16 protein-coding genes are annotated in these 18219 nt (G+C 65.3%); 8 read left to right on the forward strand and 8 right to left on the reverse strand.

From position 1 onward, the window contains the following. Nucleotides 1-75: 75 nt before the first annotated feature. From tldD to NLM31_RS41295, 4 genes are read left to right on the forward strand one after another with little or no spacing between them, the layout of a single operon-like run. Nucleotides 76-1503, forward strand: a complete 1428-nt coding sequence (gene tldD, locus NLM31_RS41280; protein WP_254134877.1) for a metalloprotease TldD — start codon at nt 76-78, stop codon at nt 1501-1503. Beyond that, nucleotides 1500-2276: a signal peptidase I gene (gene lepB / locus NLM31_RS41285; RefSeq protein ID WP_254134878.1), complete on the forward strand. Its 777-nt coding sequence runs from the start codon at nt 1500-1502 to the stop codon at nt 2274-2276. The genes tldD and lepB overlap by 4 nt, the downstream gene beginning before the upstream one ends. Nucleotides 2277-2285: 9 nt before the next feature. Further along, nucleotides 2286-2633: an MmcQ/YjbR family DNA-binding protein gene (locus tag NLM31_RS41290; protein ID WP_254134879.1), complete on the forward strand. Its 348-nt coding sequence runs from the start codon at nt 2286-2288 to the stop codon at nt 2631-2633. An 8-nt stretch (nt 2634-2641) separates the two neighbouring features. Further along, a complete protein-coding gene (locus NLM31_RS41295; RefSeq protein WP_254135557.1) occupies nt 2642-3208 on the forward strand; it encodes a nucleotidyltransferase family protein in 567 nt (188 codons plus the stop codon). Nucleotides 3209-3365: 157 nt separating this feature from the next. Here the strand turns inward: NLM31_RS41295 and NLM31_RS41300 are convergent, their stop codons facing one another. The 3 genes from NLM31_RS41300 to NLM31_RS41310 form a co-directional block, all read right to left on the reverse strand. Beyond that, nucleotides 3366-3941 carry a PAN domain-containing protein gene (locus NLM31_RS41300; RefSeq protein ID WP_254134880.1) on the reverse strand — a complete coding sequence of 192 codons (576 nt, stop codon included), beginning with the start codon at nt 3939-3941 and terminating at the stop codon, nt 3366-3368. 134 nt (nt 3942-4075) lie between these two features. After that, nucleotides 4076-5446 (reverse strand): glutamate--cysteine ligase, encoded by a 1371-nt coding sequence (locus NLM31_RS41305; protein ID WP_254134881.1) that lies wholly within the window; start codon nt 5444-5446, stop codon nt 4076-4078. A gap of 101 nt (nt 5447-5547) precedes the next feature. Next, nucleotides 5548-6045 (reverse strand): MarR family winged helix-turn-helix transcriptional regulator, encoded by a 498-nt coding sequence (locus tag NLM31_RS41310; RefSeq protein ID WP_254195918.1) that lies wholly within the window; start codon nt 6043-6045, stop codon nt 5548-5550. 126 nt (nt 6046-6171) lie between these two features. On the opposite strand from NLM31_RS41310, the gene gstA reads away from it, so the two are divergent. Beyond that, nucleotides 6172-6786, forward strand: coding sequence for a glutathione transferase GstA (gene gstA, locus NLM31_RS41315; RefSeq protein WP_254134882.1), 615 nt, complete (start codon nt 6172-6174; stop codon nt 6784-6786). Nucleotides 6787-7014: 228 nt separating this feature from the next. Further along, on the forward strand, nt 7015-7323 hold the full coding sequence (locus NLM31_RS41320) for a hypothetical protein (protein ID WP_254195919.1): 309 nt from the start codon (nt 7015-7017) through the stop codon (nt 7321-7323). 451 nt (nt 7324-7774) lie between these two features. On the opposite strand, the gene NLM31_RS41325 is transcribed toward NLM31_RS41320, so the two are convergent. Genes NLM31_RS41325 through NLM31_RS41340 form a run of 4 tightly spaced genes read right to left on the reverse strand, consistent with a single transcriptional unit; the run spans nt 7775 to nt 13475 of the window. Continuing rightward, on the reverse strand, nt 7775-9988 hold the full coding sequence (locus NLM31_RS41325; RefSeq protein WP_254195920.1) for an FAD-dependent oxidoreductase: 2214 nt from the start codon (nt 9986-9988) through the stop codon (nt 7775-7777). Nucleotides 9989-10007: 19 nt separating this feature from the next. After that, nucleotides 10008-11216, reverse strand: a complete 1209-nt coding sequence (locus NLM31_RS41330; RefSeq protein WP_254134885.1) for an acetyl-CoA C-acetyltransferase — start codon at nt 11214-11216, stop codon at nt 10008-10010. Between the two features lie 48 nt (nt 11217-11264). Next, the gene (locus NLM31_RS41335) at nt 11265-13055 is read right to left on the reverse strand and encodes an acyl-CoA dehydrogenase C-terminal domain-containing protein (RefSeq protein ID WP_254134886.1); all 1791 of its coding nucleotides are present in this window, start codon (nt 13053-13055) and stop codon (nt 11265-11267) included. A gap of 33 nt (nt 13056-13088) precedes the next feature. Continuing rightward, a complete protein-coding gene (locus tag NLM31_RS41340) occupies nt 13089-13475 on the reverse strand; it encodes a nuclear transport factor 2 family protein (protein WP_254195921.1) in 387 nt (128 codons plus the stop codon). A 174-nt stretch (nt 13476-13649) separates the two neighbouring features. On the opposite strand from NLM31_RS41340, the gene NLM31_RS41345 reads away from it, so the two are divergent. After that, nucleotides 13650-14252, forward strand: a complete 603-nt coding sequence (locus NLM31_RS41345; protein ID WP_254134888.1) for a PadR family transcriptional regulator — start codon at nt 13650-13652, stop codon at nt 14250-14252. A 5-nt stretch (nt 14253-14257) separates the two neighbouring features. Here the strand turns inward: NLM31_RS41345 and NLM31_RS41350 are convergent, their stop codons facing one another. Then, the gene (locus NLM31_RS41350) at nt 14258-14434 is read right to left on the reverse strand and encodes a DUF2934 domain-containing protein (RefSeq protein WP_254195922.1); all 177 of its coding nucleotides are present in this window, start codon (nt 14432-14434) and stop codon (nt 14258-14260) included. Nucleotides 14435-14710: 276 nt separating this feature from the next. On the opposite strand from NLM31_RS41350, the gene NLM31_RS41355 reads away from it, so the two are divergent. Next, the gene (locus NLM31_RS41355; protein WP_254195923.1) at nt 14711-18199 is read left to right on the forward strand and encodes a hypothetical protein; all 3489 of its coding nucleotides are present in this window, start codon (nt 14711-14713) and stop codon (nt 18197-18199) included. Nucleotides 18200-18219: the final 20 nt, after the last annotated feature.

The following is an 18219-nucleotide window of genomic DNA, read 5'->3' on the forward strand; positions in this document are numbered from 1 at the left end:
TGTGACGGCCCGCCCCTCGCGGAACTGCCGGGAAACCATTATCTTGCCTCACATCCCCCGATAATGGACGGACGCATGACCAACCCTGCCACAACCTCCCTGCTCGACCGCGCCAATCTCGACCGCGACCAGGTTCGCCACGAGGTCGCGCGCGGCCTTGCCGGTGCCGACGACGGCGAATTGTTCCTGGAATACAGCCAGACCGAAGCGCTGATGTTCGACAACGGGCGGCTGAAGCAGGCGACCTACGACACCTCGCAAGGGTTTGGACTGCGCGCCGTAAAGGACGATGCGGTCGGCTATGCGCATTCCTCCGACGTGTCGCTGCCGGCGCTGATTCGCGCCGCCGACGCGGTGGCCGCCGTCCGCGGCGGCTATTCCGGCAGCTTCGCGGCCCCGCCGGCCCATACCAACGTCCGGCTTTATAGTGACGACAATCCGCTGGACGCGCCGGGCTTCGAGACCAAGGTCAAGCTGCTCGCCGAAATCGACGCTTACCTGCGCGACAAGGATCCGCGGGTGCGGCAGGTCAGCGTCAGCCTGGGTGCGACCTGGCAGGTCGTCGAGATCCTGCGGCCCGACGGCGAGAGCTATCGCGATATCCGCCCGCTGGTGCGCGTCAACGTCTCCGTCGTCGCCGGCCAGGGCGACCGCCAGGAGAGCGGCAGCAAGGGCTATGGCGGCCGCGCCGGCTATGCCGAATTCATCGAGAGCAAGAACTGGCGCGACGCCGCCGACGGCGCGCTGCGCGAGGCGCTGGTCAATCTGGAATCGATCCCCGCCCCTGCCGGCGAAATGGACGTCGTGCTCGGCGCCGGCTGGCCCGGCGTGATGCTGCACGAAGCGGTCGGTCATGGCCTCGAGGGTGACTTCAACCGCAAGAAGACGTCTGCGTTCGCCGGCCTGATGGGCCAGCAGGTCGCGGCCAAGGGCGTCACCGTGGTCGACGACGGCACCATTGCCTCGCGCCGCGGCTCGCTGTCGATCGACGACGAGGGCACGCCGACCAATCGCACCGTGCTGATCGAGGACGGCATCCTGGTCGGCTACATGCAGGACCGCCAGAACGCGCGGCTGATGAACATGAAGCCGACCGGCAACGGCCGCCGCCAGGGCTATGCCCATGTGCCGATGCCGCGCATGACCAACACCTACATGCTCGCGGGCGACCGCGACCCGGCCGAGATTCTCGCGTCGGTGAAGAACGGCGTGTTCGCCGCCAATTTCGGCGGCGGCCAGGTCGACATCACCTCGGGCAAATATGTCTTCCAGTGCACCGAGGCCTACAAGATCGAGAACGGCAAGATCGGCGCGCCGCTGAAGGGCGCCATGCTGATCGGCAACGGGCCGACCGACCTGCATCGCATCCGCATGATCGGCAACGATCTCGCGCTCGATACCGGCATCGGCACCTGCGGCAAGAACGGTCAGGGCGTGCCGGTCGGCGTCGGCCAGCCGTCGCTGCTGATGGAACGCATTACGGTGGGTGGAACGGGCGCATGAGCGTTGAGAAAGTAACTGTCAGCACCAAGCGGAAGAGCAGCGGTTGGGGCGGTCAGCTGGTGCAGCTCGCCGGCATCGTCGCGGCCGTCTTCATCGCCAAGGGCGCGCTGGCCGAGCCGTTCTACGTGCCGTCGGGCTCGATGGAGCCGACGCTGCTGATCGGCGACGCCCTGCTCGCCTCGAAATTCCCCTACGGCTACGGCACCTCGTCGCTGCCGATCCAGATCAATTTGCCGGAAACCGGCCGCGTTTTCGCGGAAACGCCGAAGGCGGGCGACGTCGTCGTGTTCCGCTGGCCCGGCGACCGCTCGCAGGCCTGGGTCAAGCGCGTCGTGGGCCTCCCCGGTGACCGTATTCAGATGCGGCAGGGGCAGCTCTTCATCAACGATCGCCCCGCCGAGCTCAAGCCGGATGGCGTTGGCGCCGCCGAGGACGACAATGGCGGCAGCGAGCCTGCCTACCGCTACATCGAGACGCTGCCGAATGGCGTCAAGCACCTGATCTTCAAGATGCGCGACAACGGTCCGCTCGACAACACGCAGGAAGTGACGGTGCCGGCCGGCCATCTGTTCGTGCTCGGCGATAACCGCGACAACTCCGCCGACAGCCGCGTGCCGCTGCGCTCCGGCGGCGTCGGCCTGCTGCCGGTCGACAATCTCGTCGGCCGTGCCGACGCCGTGCTCGGCTCCTGGGATCTCGGCATGCGCGGCCAACCGGTGTGGACCTGGCTCTCCGGCTTCCGCCTCGCGCGGTTCTTCACCGCCGTGCACTGAGCCGATCTCATGAACTTCGACGACGTCAGAAAATTTGCGCTGACGTGGCCGGAGGTCGAGGACGGCACCTCCTACGGCACGCCTGCGCTAAAGGTGCGCAAGAAGATGCTGGCGCGCCTGAAAGAGGACGGTGACAGTCTGGTGATGCCGGATGTCCCGATCGACGAGCGTGCGATGCTGGTCGAGAGCCAGCCGAAGATCTTCTATTTCACCGATCACTACGCTGATTATCCGATCGTGCTGATCCGCCTGTCCAAGGCGAAGCGCGCGATCGTCGAACCATTCCTGCGGCGGCGCTGGCGCACGCTGGCCTCGAAGGCGGCGCGAGCGGATTATGATGCGCGCGCGAACGCGTGACGCACATGATGGATAAAGCCCGCTTCCTCGCGCTGGCGCTGAAGAACCCGGTCAACGTCGCGATCCTCGACGAACTTCATCGGATCGCGCTGCCGGATGCGTGGCTGGTGTCGGGATGTCTCGTGCAAACGGTGTGGAATGTTCTCACCGGCCGCGCCATCGATCACGGCATTGCCGACTATGACATCTTCTACTTCGACCCCGATACCTCCTGGGACGCGGAGGACTCCGTAATCCGCACACTGCAAGCCCGGCTCGGGCATCTCGACGCCAAGATCGAGATCCGCAACCAGGCGCGCGTGCATCTGTGGTACCCGGCCAAGCACGGCCTGCCCTATCCGCCATTGTCGTGCTCGACTGACGGTATCGACCGCTTCCTCACGCAGAACACACAAGTCGGCGTGAGGCGCGCTGGTGACGGGTTCGCGGTCTATGCGCCGCACGGCTTCGATGACGTCGCAGGCCTGATTGCACGCCCCAATCCCGGCCCGAACTTCTCCGCAGCGAATTACATGACGAAAGTCGCGAGGTGGAGAGCGCTGTGGCCAGAGCTCACGGTGATTGCGGCGGAGTGAGCTCTCGTAGGGTGGGCAAAGCGACTTGTCCGCCGTAGCTCGAAGAGCGAAGGCGGAAGCGTGCCCACGACCTCTCGCAATCATTGAATGATGGTGGGCACGGCGCTTTGCGCCTTTGCCCACCCTACAGGACCGATGCCTTGCTACGGCACCGTGTCTACCGCACCACGCCCGACGTGAACCCGGCCTTCCGCCGCGGCGGCTTGATGTCTTTTTTCAGGAAACAGCGCGCTTCGCGGCCGGTATAGCCGGGACGGGCATAGGTGAAGGCGCGGCATTTGTTGTCGGCGGTACAGGCGGCCTTGCAGGCGTCCTCGCCTTCGCCTTCCTTGAGTTCGAAATTGCGCAGGTCTCCGCCGGGGCGGTCGATCGAGGTCTCCACGCCCTCGACGCGCGGCTCGATCACGCCGGCGCCGCGGACCCCGGAGATACAGCAATTGGCGGGTTGTCGCGGCGGCACGGTATTCTTGAGCCAGCACACCGCCGCGGCGCCGTCGATATCGGGATAGCTGAAGCTCCAGGAGCGGCACTTGCGATCGCGCTCGCAGAGCAGCGCGCAATCCTCGGGATCGCCCGAGGTGACCGGCGTGCTGAAATAATCGCCGCCGGGCCGGTCGAACGCGGTCTGGGCGCGCACAGGCGCGCTCGCAAGGGCGAGCGACAGCAGCGTGACGCAAGCCACGACGCTGGCCAAGACCTTGGCCATGACGGCAGGCAGGCGGCCCTTCCCCATCGGAACAGCTTTCGAGTTATTGACGGCGCTCAGGTTTTTCGGCCGGTCATTTGATCGCCGCAAACCTGTATGGGCGATGAACGGCCTAAATCCTGGTCGTTGGCCTATTTGCCTAGAGCGGGAGGGAGATGGCTCTAGAACGCGTATTCCGCGTAGGCCGGTTCCACCGAGCCCTTCCAGGCGCCGTTGAATTTCTCGAGCATCTCCTCGGCCGGGGTCCGGCCGGAATCGATGATACGGTCGAGCGGCTCCAGATGCCGGGTCTCGTCGCGACCGATCGCGTCGATGCGGCCGCGGCGACGCAGGCCCGCATGGGCCAGAACAAGGCACTCCTTGGCGATCTCGAACAGATAGCGGTCCTTGATCCGTGACTTGAAGCCGAACCGCGGCACGTCGTCGCGCAGGGCCTGACGCTCGGGCGCGGTCCAGTGCTTCACCAGGTCCCAGGCGGCGTCGAGCGATACGTCATCATAGAGCAGCCCGGCCCAGAACGCGGACAGCGCCGGCAGGCGGCCCCACGGGCCGCCGTCGGAGCCGCGCATCTCGAGATAGCGCTTGAGCCGCACTTCCGGGAAAATCGTCGACAGATGGTTGGCCCAGTCCGACAGGGTGGGACGCTCGCCGGGCAGATTGTTGTTGCGGCCGTCGAAGAAGGCGCGGAACGAGGAGCCCGACACGTCGATATAATCGTCGCCGCGCTTGACGAAATACATGGGCACGTCGAGCGCGTAGTCGACATAGCGCTCGAAGCCCATACCGTCCTCGAACGCCCACGGCATCATGCCGGAGCGCGCATTGTCGGTGTCGCGCCAGATCTCGGAGCGGAACGACAGAAAGCCGTTCGGCTTGCCTTCGGTGAAGGGCGAGTTGGCGAACAGCGCGGTTGCGACCGGCTGCAGCGCCAGCGAGACGCGCAGCTTCTTGACCATGTCGGCTTCGGACGAGAAGTCGAGATTGGTCTGCACCGTGCAGGTCCGGTACATCATGTCGAGGCCGTATTGGCCGACCTTCGGCATGTAATTGGTCATGATCTTGTAGCGGCCCTTCGGCATCACCGGGATGTCGGCCCGCGACCAGGACGGCGTCATGCCGAGCCCGAGAAAACCGATGCCGAGCGGGGTCGCGATCTCGCGCACCTGCGCCAGATGCGCCATCAGCTCGCTCTGGGTCTGGTGCACGTTCTCGACCGGTGCGCCCGAGAGCTCGAACTGTCCGCCGGGCTCCAACGAGATCGCGCCGCCGCCGGTGACATCGTAGAGGCCGATGATGTTGCCCTTCTCCATGATCGGCTCCCAGCCGAGCAGGAGCTTCATGCCTTCGAGCAGTGCGCCGATGCCGCGCGCGCCCTCATAGGGCACCGGACGGTGGCCCTCGAGCGTGAACGGCGTCTTCTCGTGCTCGGTGCCCATCCGCCATTCGGACGGCGGCTTGCAGCCGGCCTCGAACCACGCGACGAGCTCGTCGCGCGATTGCAGCGGCGTCATATCGATCTGGTCTCGCGCCATATCAAACTCTAATCAAAAGGGCGCTTCGATCGAAGGCGCGCGGGTGACGGGGACGGTCCGCGAACCCATCGGGTCCACGGACGAGCTGGTGTGCCGCGCGGTCATCGCGACGGCGAAGTTTCGTTGACGTTGACGGCCGGCGGCAGCTTCATCTCACCGCACGAGCAACCCAGGCGGTCGAGCAGACCGCTGAGCTTGACGGCATCGGCATCGGACAGTTTCGAGCCGACATATTTCTCGATTGCGGCCGAATAGGCCCCCCACATCCGCTTCTGCAACTCGCGGCCGGCCTCCGTGATCTCGACGAATTGGCCGCGCTTGTCGATCTTGCATTCGCGCCGGCAGGCGAGCCCCTCATCGACCAGCCGGTCGATCAGGCGCGAGGTGGAGTATTGCGGGATCAGCATTTGCCGCTCGAGTTCCACCGGGCGCAGCTCACCGCTCGGTGCGCGCGACAATTCGAGCAACGCGTCGTACCACGCCAGGGGCGGGAACCCGGCCTTCTTCAGGTCCTGCTCGACGCAGTCGAGCACACGGCTCTGCACCCGCATCAGGCGGATCCAGGCACTGGTTGCCTCGGTCGATGGTTTGCGTTTCATGGTCCCGCTCAAGCTCGTCGTCCGCTTCTTACCCCACTCGATGCACCTGCATCAATCTTGACTATTGCATGCAGGTGCATGTAGGCGTTCTTTCGCCCCAACCAAGCGTCAAGAGGAGGAAATTCCATGAAACTGTATTACTCGCCCGGCGCCTGCTCGCTGTCCCCCCATATCGCGCTTCTCGAAGCCGACCTTCCCTACGAGCTGGTCAAGGTCGATATCCGGGCCAAGAAGCTCGAGAACGGTGAAGACTATCTGAAGGTCAATCCGAAGGGTCAGGTCCCCGCGCTGGGCCTCGACAGTGGTGAGATCGTGACCGAAGGCCCGGTCATTGTCCAGATGATCGCCGACAAGGCCCCGGCGAAGGCGCTGGCGCCCGCACGCGACAGTTCCGAGCGCTACAAGCTGCTCGAATGGCTGAACTTCCTCACCTCCGAGGTGCACAAGAGCTTTGGCCCGCTGTTCGCACCGGCCCTGAACGACGACGCCAAGGCGTTCTTCAAGGACCGCGTCATGGGCAAGCTAAAGCACATCGACAGCGAGCTCGCCGGCCGCGACTACCTGATGGGCAAGCAGTTCTCGGTCGCCGACGGCTATCTCTTCACGATGCTGACCTGGGGTGACCGGATGAAGTTCGACCTCTCGGCGATGCCAAACCTCACCGCCTACAAGGCCCGCGTCGCCGCACGGCCGAAGGTGCAGGAGGCCTTGAAGAAGGAAGGGCTGGCGCAGGCCGCCTGACCGCTCGCAACATGCAGCAAGCCAAAAGGCCGGATCGACGATCCGGCCTTTCTCGTTGGTCGTCAGGCGACAGCGGCGCAGAACCCTCTCGCCGGACTATCGTACCTCTTATTAGACTTATGAACTACTGTTCGCAGAATGTAAGTGGTGCTGTCTTGTCAGTACCCGCAAAGCGGGCGAGCTTGGCGTGATTGATTGAATAATTTTTGACTCGTATCGGGGTTGAACTTGACGATTGCCTTCGTCCTGATCGTTGCGAGCGTATTGGTAGGAATAGCGACAGGTTTTTTTTTCAGGATCTGGGCGCTGGTCGTGCTTTCGCCCTTCATCGCGATATTCGCGGCGATCGTTCTTCGCGCTTACGGATTCGGAATGATGCCGGGCGTGGCCGTCGTTGCCATCTGTCTTGCCGTCTCCCAGCTCGCCTACTTCGCGACGACCTATCTGCGCTACGCGCGCGACATCTCACCGCATGACGAAATCGACGGCGAGCCAGGCGAGATAGGCGAGAAGAAAATCCGCCCCGAGCACAAGTAGCGCAAACGCCGCCCAAAGCATGGGCCCCCTGCGCCGCAAACGGACCGCCTTTCGCGCCGGCAGAACGCGGCCGAGCGCAGGCGTAACAACATATTTCGCGGCGAGATCGCGATCGAACGCGGTCTTCCGCAGCACCAAAGAGTTCATCAAGGACACTTTCTTATTTCGTCTTCAACTTGCCGGTGGTGCGGCAAGTGTCCCAACAAGGTTTCGTTCCTCGACTGGTCAGCAAGAGTAGTGCCAACCCAAGCAAAAGAACGGCGCCGCTTTGACGCGCATATGACAATTACGCGACGGGGCGCACCGAAGGATTCTCGCACGGTTCCTACCCGGATTTTGTGACCGGTTCCACAACCTGGGGATTAATCTGACGTAACCGTGATGAAGGGCCCTGACATGCGAAAGGCCGGATCAATGATCCGGCCTCCGCCTTTGAGCGATTTTCAAGCGATCAGGCAGCAGCCGCCTTCTTCGGCGCAAAGCGGCCGTAGAACGTTTCTCCCTTCGCAGCCATCTCCTCGAGCAGCTTCGGCGGCGTGAAGCGCGAGCCGTACTTGGCCTCGAGCTTGTGGCAGAGCTCGACAAACTTCTTCGTGCCCATGAAGTCGATGTAGGACAGCGTGCCGCCGGTGAACGGCGCGAAGCCGAAGCCGAGGATCGAGCCGACATCCGCCTCGCGCGGATCGGTGATGACGTGATCCTCGACCGTGCGCGCGGCCTCCACCGCCTGCACCACCAGGAAGCGCTGCTTCAGCTCCTCGACGTCGAGCGTGTCGGGGTCGAGCTGCTTCGGCTGCAGCGCTGAGAGGCCCGGCCACAAGCTCTTCTGGCCCTTGCCCTCGGGATAGTCATAGAAGCCCTTCTTGTTCTTGCGGCCCAAACGGCCCTGCTTCTCGACCATCTCGACCATCAGCTTCTTCTGATCGGGGTTGATGGCGTTGGGGCCGAGATCGGCCTCGGTCGCCTTCATGATCTTCAGACCGAGGTCGAGCGCGACTTCGTCCGAGAGCGAGAGCGGGCCGACCGGCATGCCGGCCATCTTGGCGCAGTTCTCGATCATCGCCGGCGGCACGCCTTCGAGGAACATCTCGTTGCCTTCGGCGACATAACGGCCGACGCAGCGGTTGGCGAAGAAGCCTCTGGAGTCGTTAACGACGATCGGCGTCTTGCCGATCAGCCGGACGTAATCGAGCGCGGTCGCGAGTGCGACATCGCCGGTGTTCTTGCCGAGGATGATCTCGACCAGCATCATCTTCTCGACCGGCGAGAAGAAGTGGATGCCGACGAACTTGCCCTGGTCCTTGAAGGCCTCGGCCAGCGAGGTGATCGGCAGCGTCGAGGTGTTCGACGCGAAGATCACGTCCGGCTTGAGATATTCCTGCGCCTTCGCGAACGTCTCCGCCTTGACCTTGCGGTCCTCGAACACCGCCTCGATGACGAGGTCGACGTCCTTCAACGCGGCATAGTCCGCCGTCGGCGTGATGCGCGCGAGCAGCGCCTCAGCATCAGTCGGCTTGGCGCGGCCCTTCTTGATCTGGTCCTCGATCACCTTCTGCGCATGCGCCTTGCCCTTGTCGGCGCTCTCCTGGTCGCGATCGATCAGGACGACGTCGAGGCCGGCGCGGGCCGAGACGTAGCCGACGCTCGCGCCCATGAAGCCGGCGCCGATCACGGCGATCTTCTTCACCTTGGTCGCAGGCACGTCCTTCGGGCGGCGCGCGCCTTTGTTCAACTCCTGCATCGACAGGAACAGGCTGCGGATCATCGCGGCCGCTTCCTTCGAGCGCAGCACGGAGGTGAAGTAGCGCGACTCCACGCGCAGGGCCGCGTCGATCGGCAACTGCAGCCCTTCATAGACGCAGCTCATGATCGCGCGTGCAGCCGGATAATTGTCGTAGGTCTCGCGGCGATAAATCGCGTTGCCGGCCGGGAACATCATCATGCCGGCCTTGGAGAACACAGGACCACCGGGCAGCTTGAAACCCTTTTCGTCCCAGGGCGCGACAGCCTTGCCGCCGCCCTTGATCCAGTCCTTCGCCGCCTTGACGAGGTCGGCAGCCGGCACGATGGCGTGAATCAGATTGAGCGCCTTGGCCTTGTCGAGCGTCACCGGATCGCCCTTGAGCAGGATCGTCATCGCGTCCTGCGGCGGCACCAGGCGCGGCACGCGCTGCGTGCCGCCGGCGCCGGGGAACAGGCCGACCTTGACCTCGGGCAGGCCGAGGCGCGTCTTGGGATTCTCGGCCGCCACGCGATAGTGGCAGCACAGCGTGATCTCGAAACCGCCGCCGAGCGCGAGGCCGTTGATCGCGGCCGCCCACGGCTTGCCCGACGTCTCGATCGAGCGCAGCACCTGCGAGAAGCGGCGGCTCTGGTCGAACAGCATCTGGTTCGCGGCGGTCTCGCCCTGCTCCTTGAGAACCTTGGCATAGGCCTGGTTCATGCCTTCGAGCATGGAGAGGTCCGCACCGGCGCAGAAGGCGTCCTTGGCGGAGGTGATGACGACACCCTTCACCGCGGCGTCGGCCGTGGTCGCCTTGACGATCGCGTCGAGCTCGCTGGTCGAGGTCTCGTCGAGCACGTTCATCGAGCGGCCCGGGATGTCCCAGGTGACGAGCGCGATGCCGTCGGAATCGGTTTCAACCTTGAAGTTCTTGTAAGCCATGTTGGTTGCTCCCCTACCCTTAGACGCGCTCGATGATGGTCGCGGTGCCCATGCCGCCGCCGATGCACAGCGTCACCAAGGCGGTGGATTTGTTGGTGCGCTCGAGCTCGTCGAGCACGGTGCCCAAAATCATCGCGCCGGTGGCGCCGAGCGGATGACCGAGCGCGATGGCGCCGCCATTGACGTTGATCTTGGCGTTGTCGATGTCGAAGGCCTGGATGTAGCGCAGCACGACGGAGGCGAAGGCCTCGTTAAGCTCGAACAGGTCGATATCCGACTTCTTCATGCCGGAACGCGCGAACAGCTTTTCGGTGACGTCGACCGGACCGGTCAGCATCATCGCGGGCTCGGAGCCGACGTTCGCGAAGGCGCGGATCTTTGCGCGGGGCTTCAAACCGTACTTCGCGCCCGCGTCCTTGCTGCCGAGCAGAACGGCGCCGGCGCCGTCAACGATGCCCGACGAGTTGCCGGCGTGATGCACGTAGTTGACGCGCTCGATCTCCGGGTGCGACTGCACCGCGACGCCGTCGAAGCCGCCCATCTGCGCCATCATCGTGAACGACGGCTGCAGCTGCGCCAGCGACTGCATCGTCGTCGAGGGACGCATGTGCTCGTCCTTGGCGAGGATGGTGAGGCCGTTGATGTCCTTCACCGGCACGATCGACCTGTCGAAGCGGCCTTCCTCCCAGGATTTTGCTGCACGCTGCTGGCTCTGCACGGCATAGGCATCGACGTCGTCGCGCGAGAAGCCGTATTTGGTGGCGATCAGGTCGGCCGACACGCCCTGCGGCATGAAGTAAGCGGGCACCGCCATCGACGGGTCCATCGGCCAGGCGCCGCCGGAGGCGCCGATGCCGACGCGGCTCATCGACTCCGCACCGCCGCCGATCACGAGCTCATGCTGGCCGCTCATCACCTGCGCGGCGGCGAAGTTCACGGCATCGAGGCCGGAGGCACAGAAGCGGCTGATCTGCACGCCGGGCACGGCTTCGCCGAGACCAGCCTTGAGCGCGGCAAAGCGCGCGATGTCGGAGCCGGCTTCGCCGACCGGATCGACGACGCCGAGCACGACGTCATCGACGGAATCTTCCGGCAGGTTGTTGCGGTCCTTGAGCGCCTTCAGCGGCACGGTGGCGAGCGCCAGCGCGGTGACTTCGTGCAGCGCGCCGTCCGCCTTGCCGCGGCCGCGGGGGGTGCGAACGTGATCGTAGATGAATGCCTCAGGCATGACGCCCTCCTGATCTGGTGTTCGAATTCTGTTAGCGCGGAAGCAGGCTCAGAACGCTTCCGCCGGCAGTTCCATGATGGTCGCGCAGCCGGACTGGATGCGCGCGAGATTGGCCGCGGTTTCCGGCAGCATGCGCTCCATGAAGAAGCGGCCGGTGACGAGCTTGGTCGAGAGATAGGGCGTCGCGCCGCTGGCGGCAATCTTGGCTTGCGTCACCTTCGCCATCTTCGCCCACATGTAGCCGAGCGCGACGAAGCCGAAGAGATGCAGATAGTCGGTCGCGGCGGCGCCGGCATTGTCCGGCTTCGCCATCGCGTTCTGCATCAGCCACGTGGTGGCCTGCTGGAGATGGCCAAGCGAAGCCGAGAGCGGGGCGATGAAGGGCTTGAGCGCCTCGTCGCCACCGTTCTCCTTGGCGAAGGCCATGACCTCGCCGAAGAACGCCATGATGGCGCGGCCGCCGTCGCGCGGCAGCTTGCGGCCGACGAGGTCGAGCGCCTGAATGCCGTTGGCGCCTTCATAGATCATGGCGATGCGGGCATCGCGCACGAACTGCTCCATGCCCTGCTCGGCGATGTAGCCGTGGCCGCCATACATCTGCTGCGCCTGCACCGCGTTGGCGAAGCCGTAGTCGGTGAGGAAGCCTTTCAGCACCGGCGTCATCAGGCCCATGTGATCATCCGCGGCCTGACGGTCCTTCGGGTCCTCGGAGCGGTGGGCAACGTCGCTCTTCAGCGCGGTCCACATCACGAAGGCACGCGCGGCCTCGTTGAAGGCGCGGATCGACAGCAGCGTGCGGCGCACGTCGGGATGCACGATGATCGGATCGGCCGGCTTGTCCGGCGCCTTCACGCCGGTGAGCGAACGGCCCTGGATGCGCTCGCGCGCATAGGCGACTGCGTTCTGATAGGCGACCTCGGACTGCGCGAGGCCCTGAACCGCGACGCCGAGGCGGGCCTCGTTCATCATCACGAACATGCCCTGCATGCCCTTGTTCTCTTCGCCGATCAGCCAGCCGGTGGCACCGTCGTAATTCATCACGCAGGTCGAATTGCCGTGGATGCCCATCTTGTGCTCGATCGAGCCGCAGACCACGCCGTTGCGGGCGCCGACCGAACCATCCGGATTCACAAGGAACTTGGGCACCACGAACAGCGACACGCCCTTGATGCCGGCGGGCGCGCCCTCGATGCGGGCGAGCACGAGGTGGATGATGTTGGGGGCGAGGTCATGCTCGCCGGCCGAGATGAAGATCTTGGTGCCCGTGATCTTGAAGCTGCCATCGGCCTGGCGCACCGCCTTGGTGCGGAGCATGCCGAGATCGGTGCCGCAATGCGGCTCGGTCAGGTTCATGGTGCCGGTCCACTCGCCGGCGACCATCTTCGGCACGTAGGTCTGCTTCTGCTCAGGCGAGCCGTGAACGATCAGCGCGGCGGTCGCGCCCATGGTGAGGCCGCCATACATCGAGAACGCCATGTTGGCGGAGATCTGGAATTCGTTGACCGCCTGCGAGAGCGTCACCGGCAGGCCCTGGCCGCCGAACTCGGTTGGCGCCGACAGGCCAAGCCAGCCGCCTTCGGCGACCTGCTTGAAGGCGTCCTTGAAACCCTTCGGCGTGGTGACGCTGCCGTCATCGGCGCGCTTGCAGCCTTCGAGATCGCCCACACGATTGAGCGGCTGCAGCACCTCTTCGGCAAGCTTGGCGGCTTCGCCGAGGATCGCCTCGCGCACGTCGCTCGATGCATCCGAGAAGCCGGCGAGATTGTCGTAGCGGTCGATCTGGAAGACGTCGTTCATCAGGAAGTTCACGTCTTCGACGGGGGCTTTATAGATCGGCATTGCGGTCTCCCGGCATGGGCTCTGACTATTGGTTTATGATTGAGCGGCGGCGAGTTGCTCCGCCATCAGGCGGTGCAGCATGTTGATGGCCTTGAGCGGGCGCACCATCACCTTGAAATTCGTGATTCGTCCCTCGGCATCGAAAGTGATGATGTCGACGCCGTTGATCTCGATGCCGTCGATGATGGTCTTGAATTCGAGCACGGCACCATTGGCGTTTCGCCATTCGCCGACATAGCTGAAGCCCGGGCCGCCAAGCACCTTCTCGGCGCTGGCGAGATATTTGAAGGTGATGTCGCGACCGCGCTGCGGCGAGTGCACGACGGGGCTTTCGAACACCGCGTCGGGGTGGAGCAGGTCCCAGAGCGCTTTCGCGTCATGAGACTTCATGAAGGCGTACCAGGAATCGAGGCCGGTCATTGTCAGGTGCCTCCCAAAGGGCTTTGGCAAAAACGCGAAAACAACCCCATGCACAGTAGCGTCAAGGGTGCTCTTCCGGGGGTCTGAAGCCCCACCTCATATGCACATTGACGCATATGCGTCGATACGCATAAAGTCAAGCTGCTTGGTTAAGGTCACAGGGAGGCAGGTCACATGGCGCTGGGCGACGCGATCCTCGCATGCCTGACGGAACGTCCGATGACGGGCTACGAGCTCGCCAAGACATTCGATTCCTCGATCGGCTTCTTCTGGAAAGCCGACCACCAGCAGATCTATCGCGAGCTCTCCAAGCTGCGCGACCGCGGCTACATCCAGGGCCGTGAGGTCGTACAGTCCGGCAAGCCCAATAAGCTCATTTATACGCTCACTCCGGAAGGACGAACAGCGCTGCGGCACTGGGCCGCGCGGCCGAGCACCCCTCCGTCCATCAAGGACGACCTGCTGGTCCGGCTGCATGCCCTCGACAGCATCGACATCGAGCCCATCCGCACCGATTTGATGGACCGCCTGGAGCATCACCGCGATCGGCACGAGAATTACGAGCGGATCCTGAAGAAGCGTTTTCCCGAAGGAACGGCGTCTGATGTGCTCGACCTCGGCAATCTGCTGCTGCTCCGCCTCGGCGCGCGGCACGAGCAGATGGTGGCGGACTTCTGCGAGGAAGCACTCGACGCGCTGTCGGCGATGAGCGGCAAGGATAAGGGGTCCGGCACGGTGGTGCCGCTGGACGACGGCAAGCGCGAGGGGAAGGGCTGAGGGCGCTAGACCGGCAAATTGTCAGTCATCCCGGGCGGCACCTCGCCCTGCTTTGACCGCTCGGCCAGAAGCTGCTTTTCGGCCTCATACCAGAAGGTGTCCATTTTCCCGCTGGGCTCGCCTGCGCCTTTCCAAATCTCGTAGGCGCGCTTGCGGACATCCTCTTCGGTCAGACCTGCCATTTTGAGCCATCCTTCGTTGCTGAAGTTCCAAGCTGCCAACACGCAGAGAGTTCCTGCCAGGGCGGGATTCCGACCGTACCCACGGGCGAGGCAGGCCGAGGCCGCCCAACTTTAAGACACCGGCGACGCGTTCCTTAACCCGTTATTTACCGTAACAGGAAAAAGTCGGTTTTCGAGGCAGACGACCCGCGTCAAATCCGATTGTCTTAACAACCGGCACGCGTGGGGAGACTGGAGGCGCCGGGTGGGGCGCCGGAGTCGGAACCGGACAGAGTCATGAATTCGCGCGTATCGTGGAGTGTTGACGGTATCGATCCATCCGTCAGGGAGCGGGCCGAAGCTGCTGCGCGCAGAGCCGGCATGTCACTCAACGATTGGCTGAACTCCACACTCGGCGAGACTGCCCCGCAGAACTTTCGCGGGCCTTACGATCCGCGTCAGGATCAACGTCCCGATCCGCGCGCGCAGCAGATGCAGAGTCAGGAAAGCCGCGACGTCGCCGACATCCATCAGCGCCTCGACGCGATCACCCAGCAGATCGAACGGATTTCGAAGCCCGCAGCGCCGCGCCAGGATTCGTCGCGTGAGAGAGACGTGTCGCGCGAGCAGGGCGTTGCCCGCCAGCTCAACGACGCGATCTCGCGGCTCGATGCCCGGCTGTCGCAGATCTCGCGGCCCCAGCCGCCGCAGCCTCAAGCGCAGCAGCCCCAAGCGCCACAGCCTCAACCACCGCGACCCGCACCGGTCGAGACGCGCCAGCGCCAGGCCGATGCGGTCGAGCGTGCGGCCGCGCAAGTCTATCGCAGCTCGCCTCCCCTGAGCCCCGCGTCGTTCGACGTCGCGGTCGCCGAGATCACCGCACGGCAGAGCGAGCTCGACGGGTTCGCACCGCGCCAGCTGCCGCCGCGCGCCGCGCCGTCGATCGCGCCTTCGGCTGCTCCCTATGCTCCGCCAATGGCGCCGCCCGCGACCGCCTATGCTCCGCCGCCGCCGCAAGCAGGGCCGGATTTCTCCGCGCTCGAACGCCATCTGCTCAAGATCACGAGCCAGATCGAGTCGCTGCAGCGCCCCGACAACACCGAGCAGGCGATCAACGGCTTCCGCGCCGAGCTCGCCGAGATCCGCAACGCCATCACCGAGGCGATGCCGCGCCGCGCGATCGAATCGATCGAGAACGAGATCCGCTCGCTGCACCGTCGCATCGACGAGACCCGCTCCAACGGCACCGACGGCCAGATGCTCTCGGGCATCGAGCGCGCGCTCGCCGACATCAAGCAGGTGCTGCGTACGCTGACGCCGGCCGAGCAGCTCACCGGCTACGACGAAGCCATCCGCAATCTCGGCGCCAAGCTCGATCTGATCCTGCGCGCCAATGACGACCCCTCGACCGTACGCCAGCTCGAAGGCGCGATCTCGGCATTGCGCGGCATCGTCTCGAACGTCGCCTCCAACGAAGCGCTGGCACGGCTCTCCGAGGACGTGCAGCTGCTGTCGTCCAAGGTCGACCAGGTCAATCGCTCCTCGGACCGCGGCGACAGCTTTGCCGTGCTGGAGCAGCGCATTGCCGCACTCACCGCCGCGCTGGAAACGCGCGAGCGGCCGCAACCTGTCGAGAGCACCGAACATCTGGAAGCCGCGATCCGCGCGCTGTCCGACCGCTTTGATCGCATGCCGGTCGGCAACGACTCGGCATCGGCCTTCGCGCATCTGGAGCAGCGGGTCTCCTATCTGCTGGAGCGGATCGAGGCCAACTCCGATTCGCGTGGCGGCAATCTGAGCCGTGTCGAGGACGGGCTGCACGACATCCTGCGCCACCTCGAGCGGCAGCAGGCCACTTATTCTGCGCTCGCCGAAAGCCGAAGCTCCGGGCCGTCTCCCGATTCCGGAATGGTCGACCTCGTCAAGCGCGAGCTGTCCGACATCCGCTACAGCCAGGCCGAAACCAACCGCAGCACGCAGGATTCGCTGGAGGCCGTCCACAACACGCTCGGCCATGTCGTCGACCGCCTTTCGATGATCGAGGGCGATCTGCGTGCGGTGCGTACCGCGCCGCCGGCGCCGATGCCAATGGCCGCGCCCATGCCGATGGCCGCACCGATGCCGATGGCGGCACCGGCTGAGCCGGCGCCGATGGCACGCGAGCAGCAGCCGCCGAAATACGATCCGAAGCCCGAGCTGCAAAATCCCGCCGCCGCGCAGCATGCGCACTCCACCTTCGTGGCCGCGCCGCGCGAATTCCATGCTGCCGTGCCCGCTGCGCCTCCGCCGCTGCCGATGACGCCGGTTCCGCCGCGCGCGATCAGCGAAATCCTCGAGCCGCACACGGCGCCGGCCCGCGCCGCGATCGCGCCCGAACTGCCGCCGGATCATCCGCTCGAGCCCGGCACGCGCCCGAACGGCCGCCCCGCCACGCCGTCCGAGCGCATTGCCGCGTCCGAAAGCGCGATCAGCGAAATCCCCGCCGCTCCGAAGGAACCGGTGTCGTCGTCGAGCTTCATCGCGGCCGCGCGCCGCGCCGCGCAAGCTGCCGCCGCGCAGCCGCCGGAGAAGCCCGCCCGCGGCGTCAAGGCCGCCATCGCGGCCCGCGTCAAGGACAAGGGCCAAGGTCAGGCACAGGCGCAAGCACAGCAAGGCGCCTCGACCATCACCTCGAAGATCCGCTCGCTGCTGGTCGGCGCGAGCGTCGTCGTGATCGTGCTCGGCACCTTCAAGATGGCGATGAACCTGCTCGAAGGCGGCAGCACGCAGCCGGCCCCGCAGGCGATGGAGAACACGAGCCAGCCCGCGCCGCAGGCGCCGCCACCGGTCGAGAACAAGCCCGCCGTGCCCGAGCAGGTCACGCCGTCGATGACCTCGCCGACGCCGATCGGCAAGCAGTCCCTGAACAATGCCGCACCGGCGCCCGCGCCTGTGACGAACTCGGGCAACACGGCGTCGGTCGAAATTCCTCCCGCGCCCGCCGCAGCCCCGCCCGCGTCCTCCAGCGACGTGACCGGCGCGCTGTCGGGCACGAGCCGCGGACGGCTCGGCACGATCCAGGTGCCGCCGAGCGAGAAGCTGCCTGACGGCATCGCTGGTCCCGCCCTGCGCACCGCCGCGATGAAGGGCGATGCGACCGCGGCCTACGAGATCGGCGTACGCTTTGCCGAGGGCAAGGGCGTGGCCGCGAATTACGACGAAGCGGCGAAATGGTACGACCGCGCGGCGCAGGCCGGCGTGGTGCCCGCGACCTTCCGTCTCGGCACGCTCTACGAAAAGGGCCTCGGCGTGAAGAAGGACGCCGACATCGCCCGCCGCTACTACACGCAGGCCGCCGAGCGCGGCAACGCCAAGGCGATGCACAATCTCGCGGTGCTCGACGCCGACGGCGGCGGACGCGGCGCCAACTACAAGAGCGCGGCGCAGTGGTTCCGCAAAGCCGCCGACCGCGGCGTCGCCGACAGCCAGTTCAACCTCGGCATCCTCTATGCCCGCGGCATCGGCGTCGAACAGAACCTCGCCGAGTCCTACAAATGGTTCACCCTCGCCGCCGGGCAGGGCGACGCGGACGCAGCGACCAAGCGCGACGACGTCGCCAAGCGTCTCGACCCGCAATCGCTCGCCGCTGCCAAGCTCGCGATCCAGACCTTCAGCGCCGAGCCGCAGCCCGACGACGCCGTCAACGTCCAGGCGCCCGCCGGCGGCTGGGACAGCGCTCCGCAGGCGGCTGCAAAGCCGGCGCCGAAGCCGGTTGCGACCAAGAAGTCGGCCTCGGCCGCGCATTGAGCTCGATGAGATTCGGCCCG

The organism is Bradyrhizobium sp. CCGUVB4N (assembly GCF_024199945.1).
Taxonomy (GTDB): Bacteria; Pseudomonadota; Alphaproteobacteria; order Rhizobiales; family Xanthobacteraceae; genus Bradyrhizobium.

Coding starts and splice junctions, on each gene's coding strand:
- tldD (WP_254134877.1), top strand. CDS start 76: ATGACCAACCCTGCCACAACCTCCCTGCTCGACCGCGCCAATCTCGAC.
- lepB (WP_254134878.1), top strand. CDS start 1,500: ATGAGCGTTGAGAAAGTAACTGTCAGCACCAAGCGGAAGAGCAGCGGT.
- NLM31_RS41290 (WP_254134879.1), top strand. CDS start 2,286: ATGAACTTCGACGACGTCAGAAAATTTGCGCTGACGTGGCCGGAGGTC.
- NLM31_RS41295 (WP_254135557.1), top strand. CDS start 2,642: ATGGATAAAGCCCGCTTCCTCGCGCTGGCGCTGAAGAACCCGGTCAAC.
- NLM31_RS41300 (WP_254134880.1), bottom strand. CDS start 3,941: ATGGGGAAGGGCCGCCTGCCTGCCGTCATGGCCAAGGTCTTGGCCAGC.
- NLM31_RS41305 (WP_254134881.1), bottom strand. CDS start 5,446: ATGGCGCGAGACCAGATCGATATGACGCCGCTGCAATCGCGCGACGAG.
- NLM31_RS41310 (WP_254195918.1), bottom strand. CDS start 6,045: ATGAAACGCAAACCATCGACCGAGGCAACCAGTGCCTGGATCCGCCTG.
- gstA (WP_254134882.1), top strand. CDS start 6,172: ATGAAACTGTATTACTCGCCCGGCGCCTGCTCGCTGTCCCCCCATATC.
- NLM31_RS41325 (WP_254195920.1), bottom strand. CDS start 9,988: ATGGCTTACAAGAACTTCAAGGTTGAAACCGATTCCGACGGCATCGCG.
- NLM31_RS41330 (WP_254134885.1), bottom strand. CDS start 11,216: ATGCCTGAGGCATTCATCTACGATCACGTTCGCACCCCCCGCGGCCGC.
- NLM31_RS41335 (WP_254134886.1), bottom strand. CDS start 13,055: ATGCCGATCTATAAAGCCCCCGTCGAAGACGTGAACTTCCTGATGAAC.
- NLM31_RS41340 (WP_254195921.1), bottom strand. CDS start 13,475: ATGACCGGCCTCGATTCCTGGTACGCCTTCATGAAGTCTCATGACGCG.
- NLM31_RS41345 (WP_254134888.1), top strand. CDS start 13,650: ATGGCGCTGGGCGACGCGATCCTCGCATGCCTGACGGAACGTCCGATG.
- NLM31_RS41350 (WP_254195922.1), bottom strand. CDS start 14,434: ATGGCAGGTCTGACCGAAGAGGATGTCCGCAAGCGCGCCTACGAGATT.
- NLM31_RS41355 (WP_254195923.1), top strand. CDS start 14,711: ATGAATTCGCGCGTATCGTGGAGTGTTGACGGTATCGATCCATCCGTC.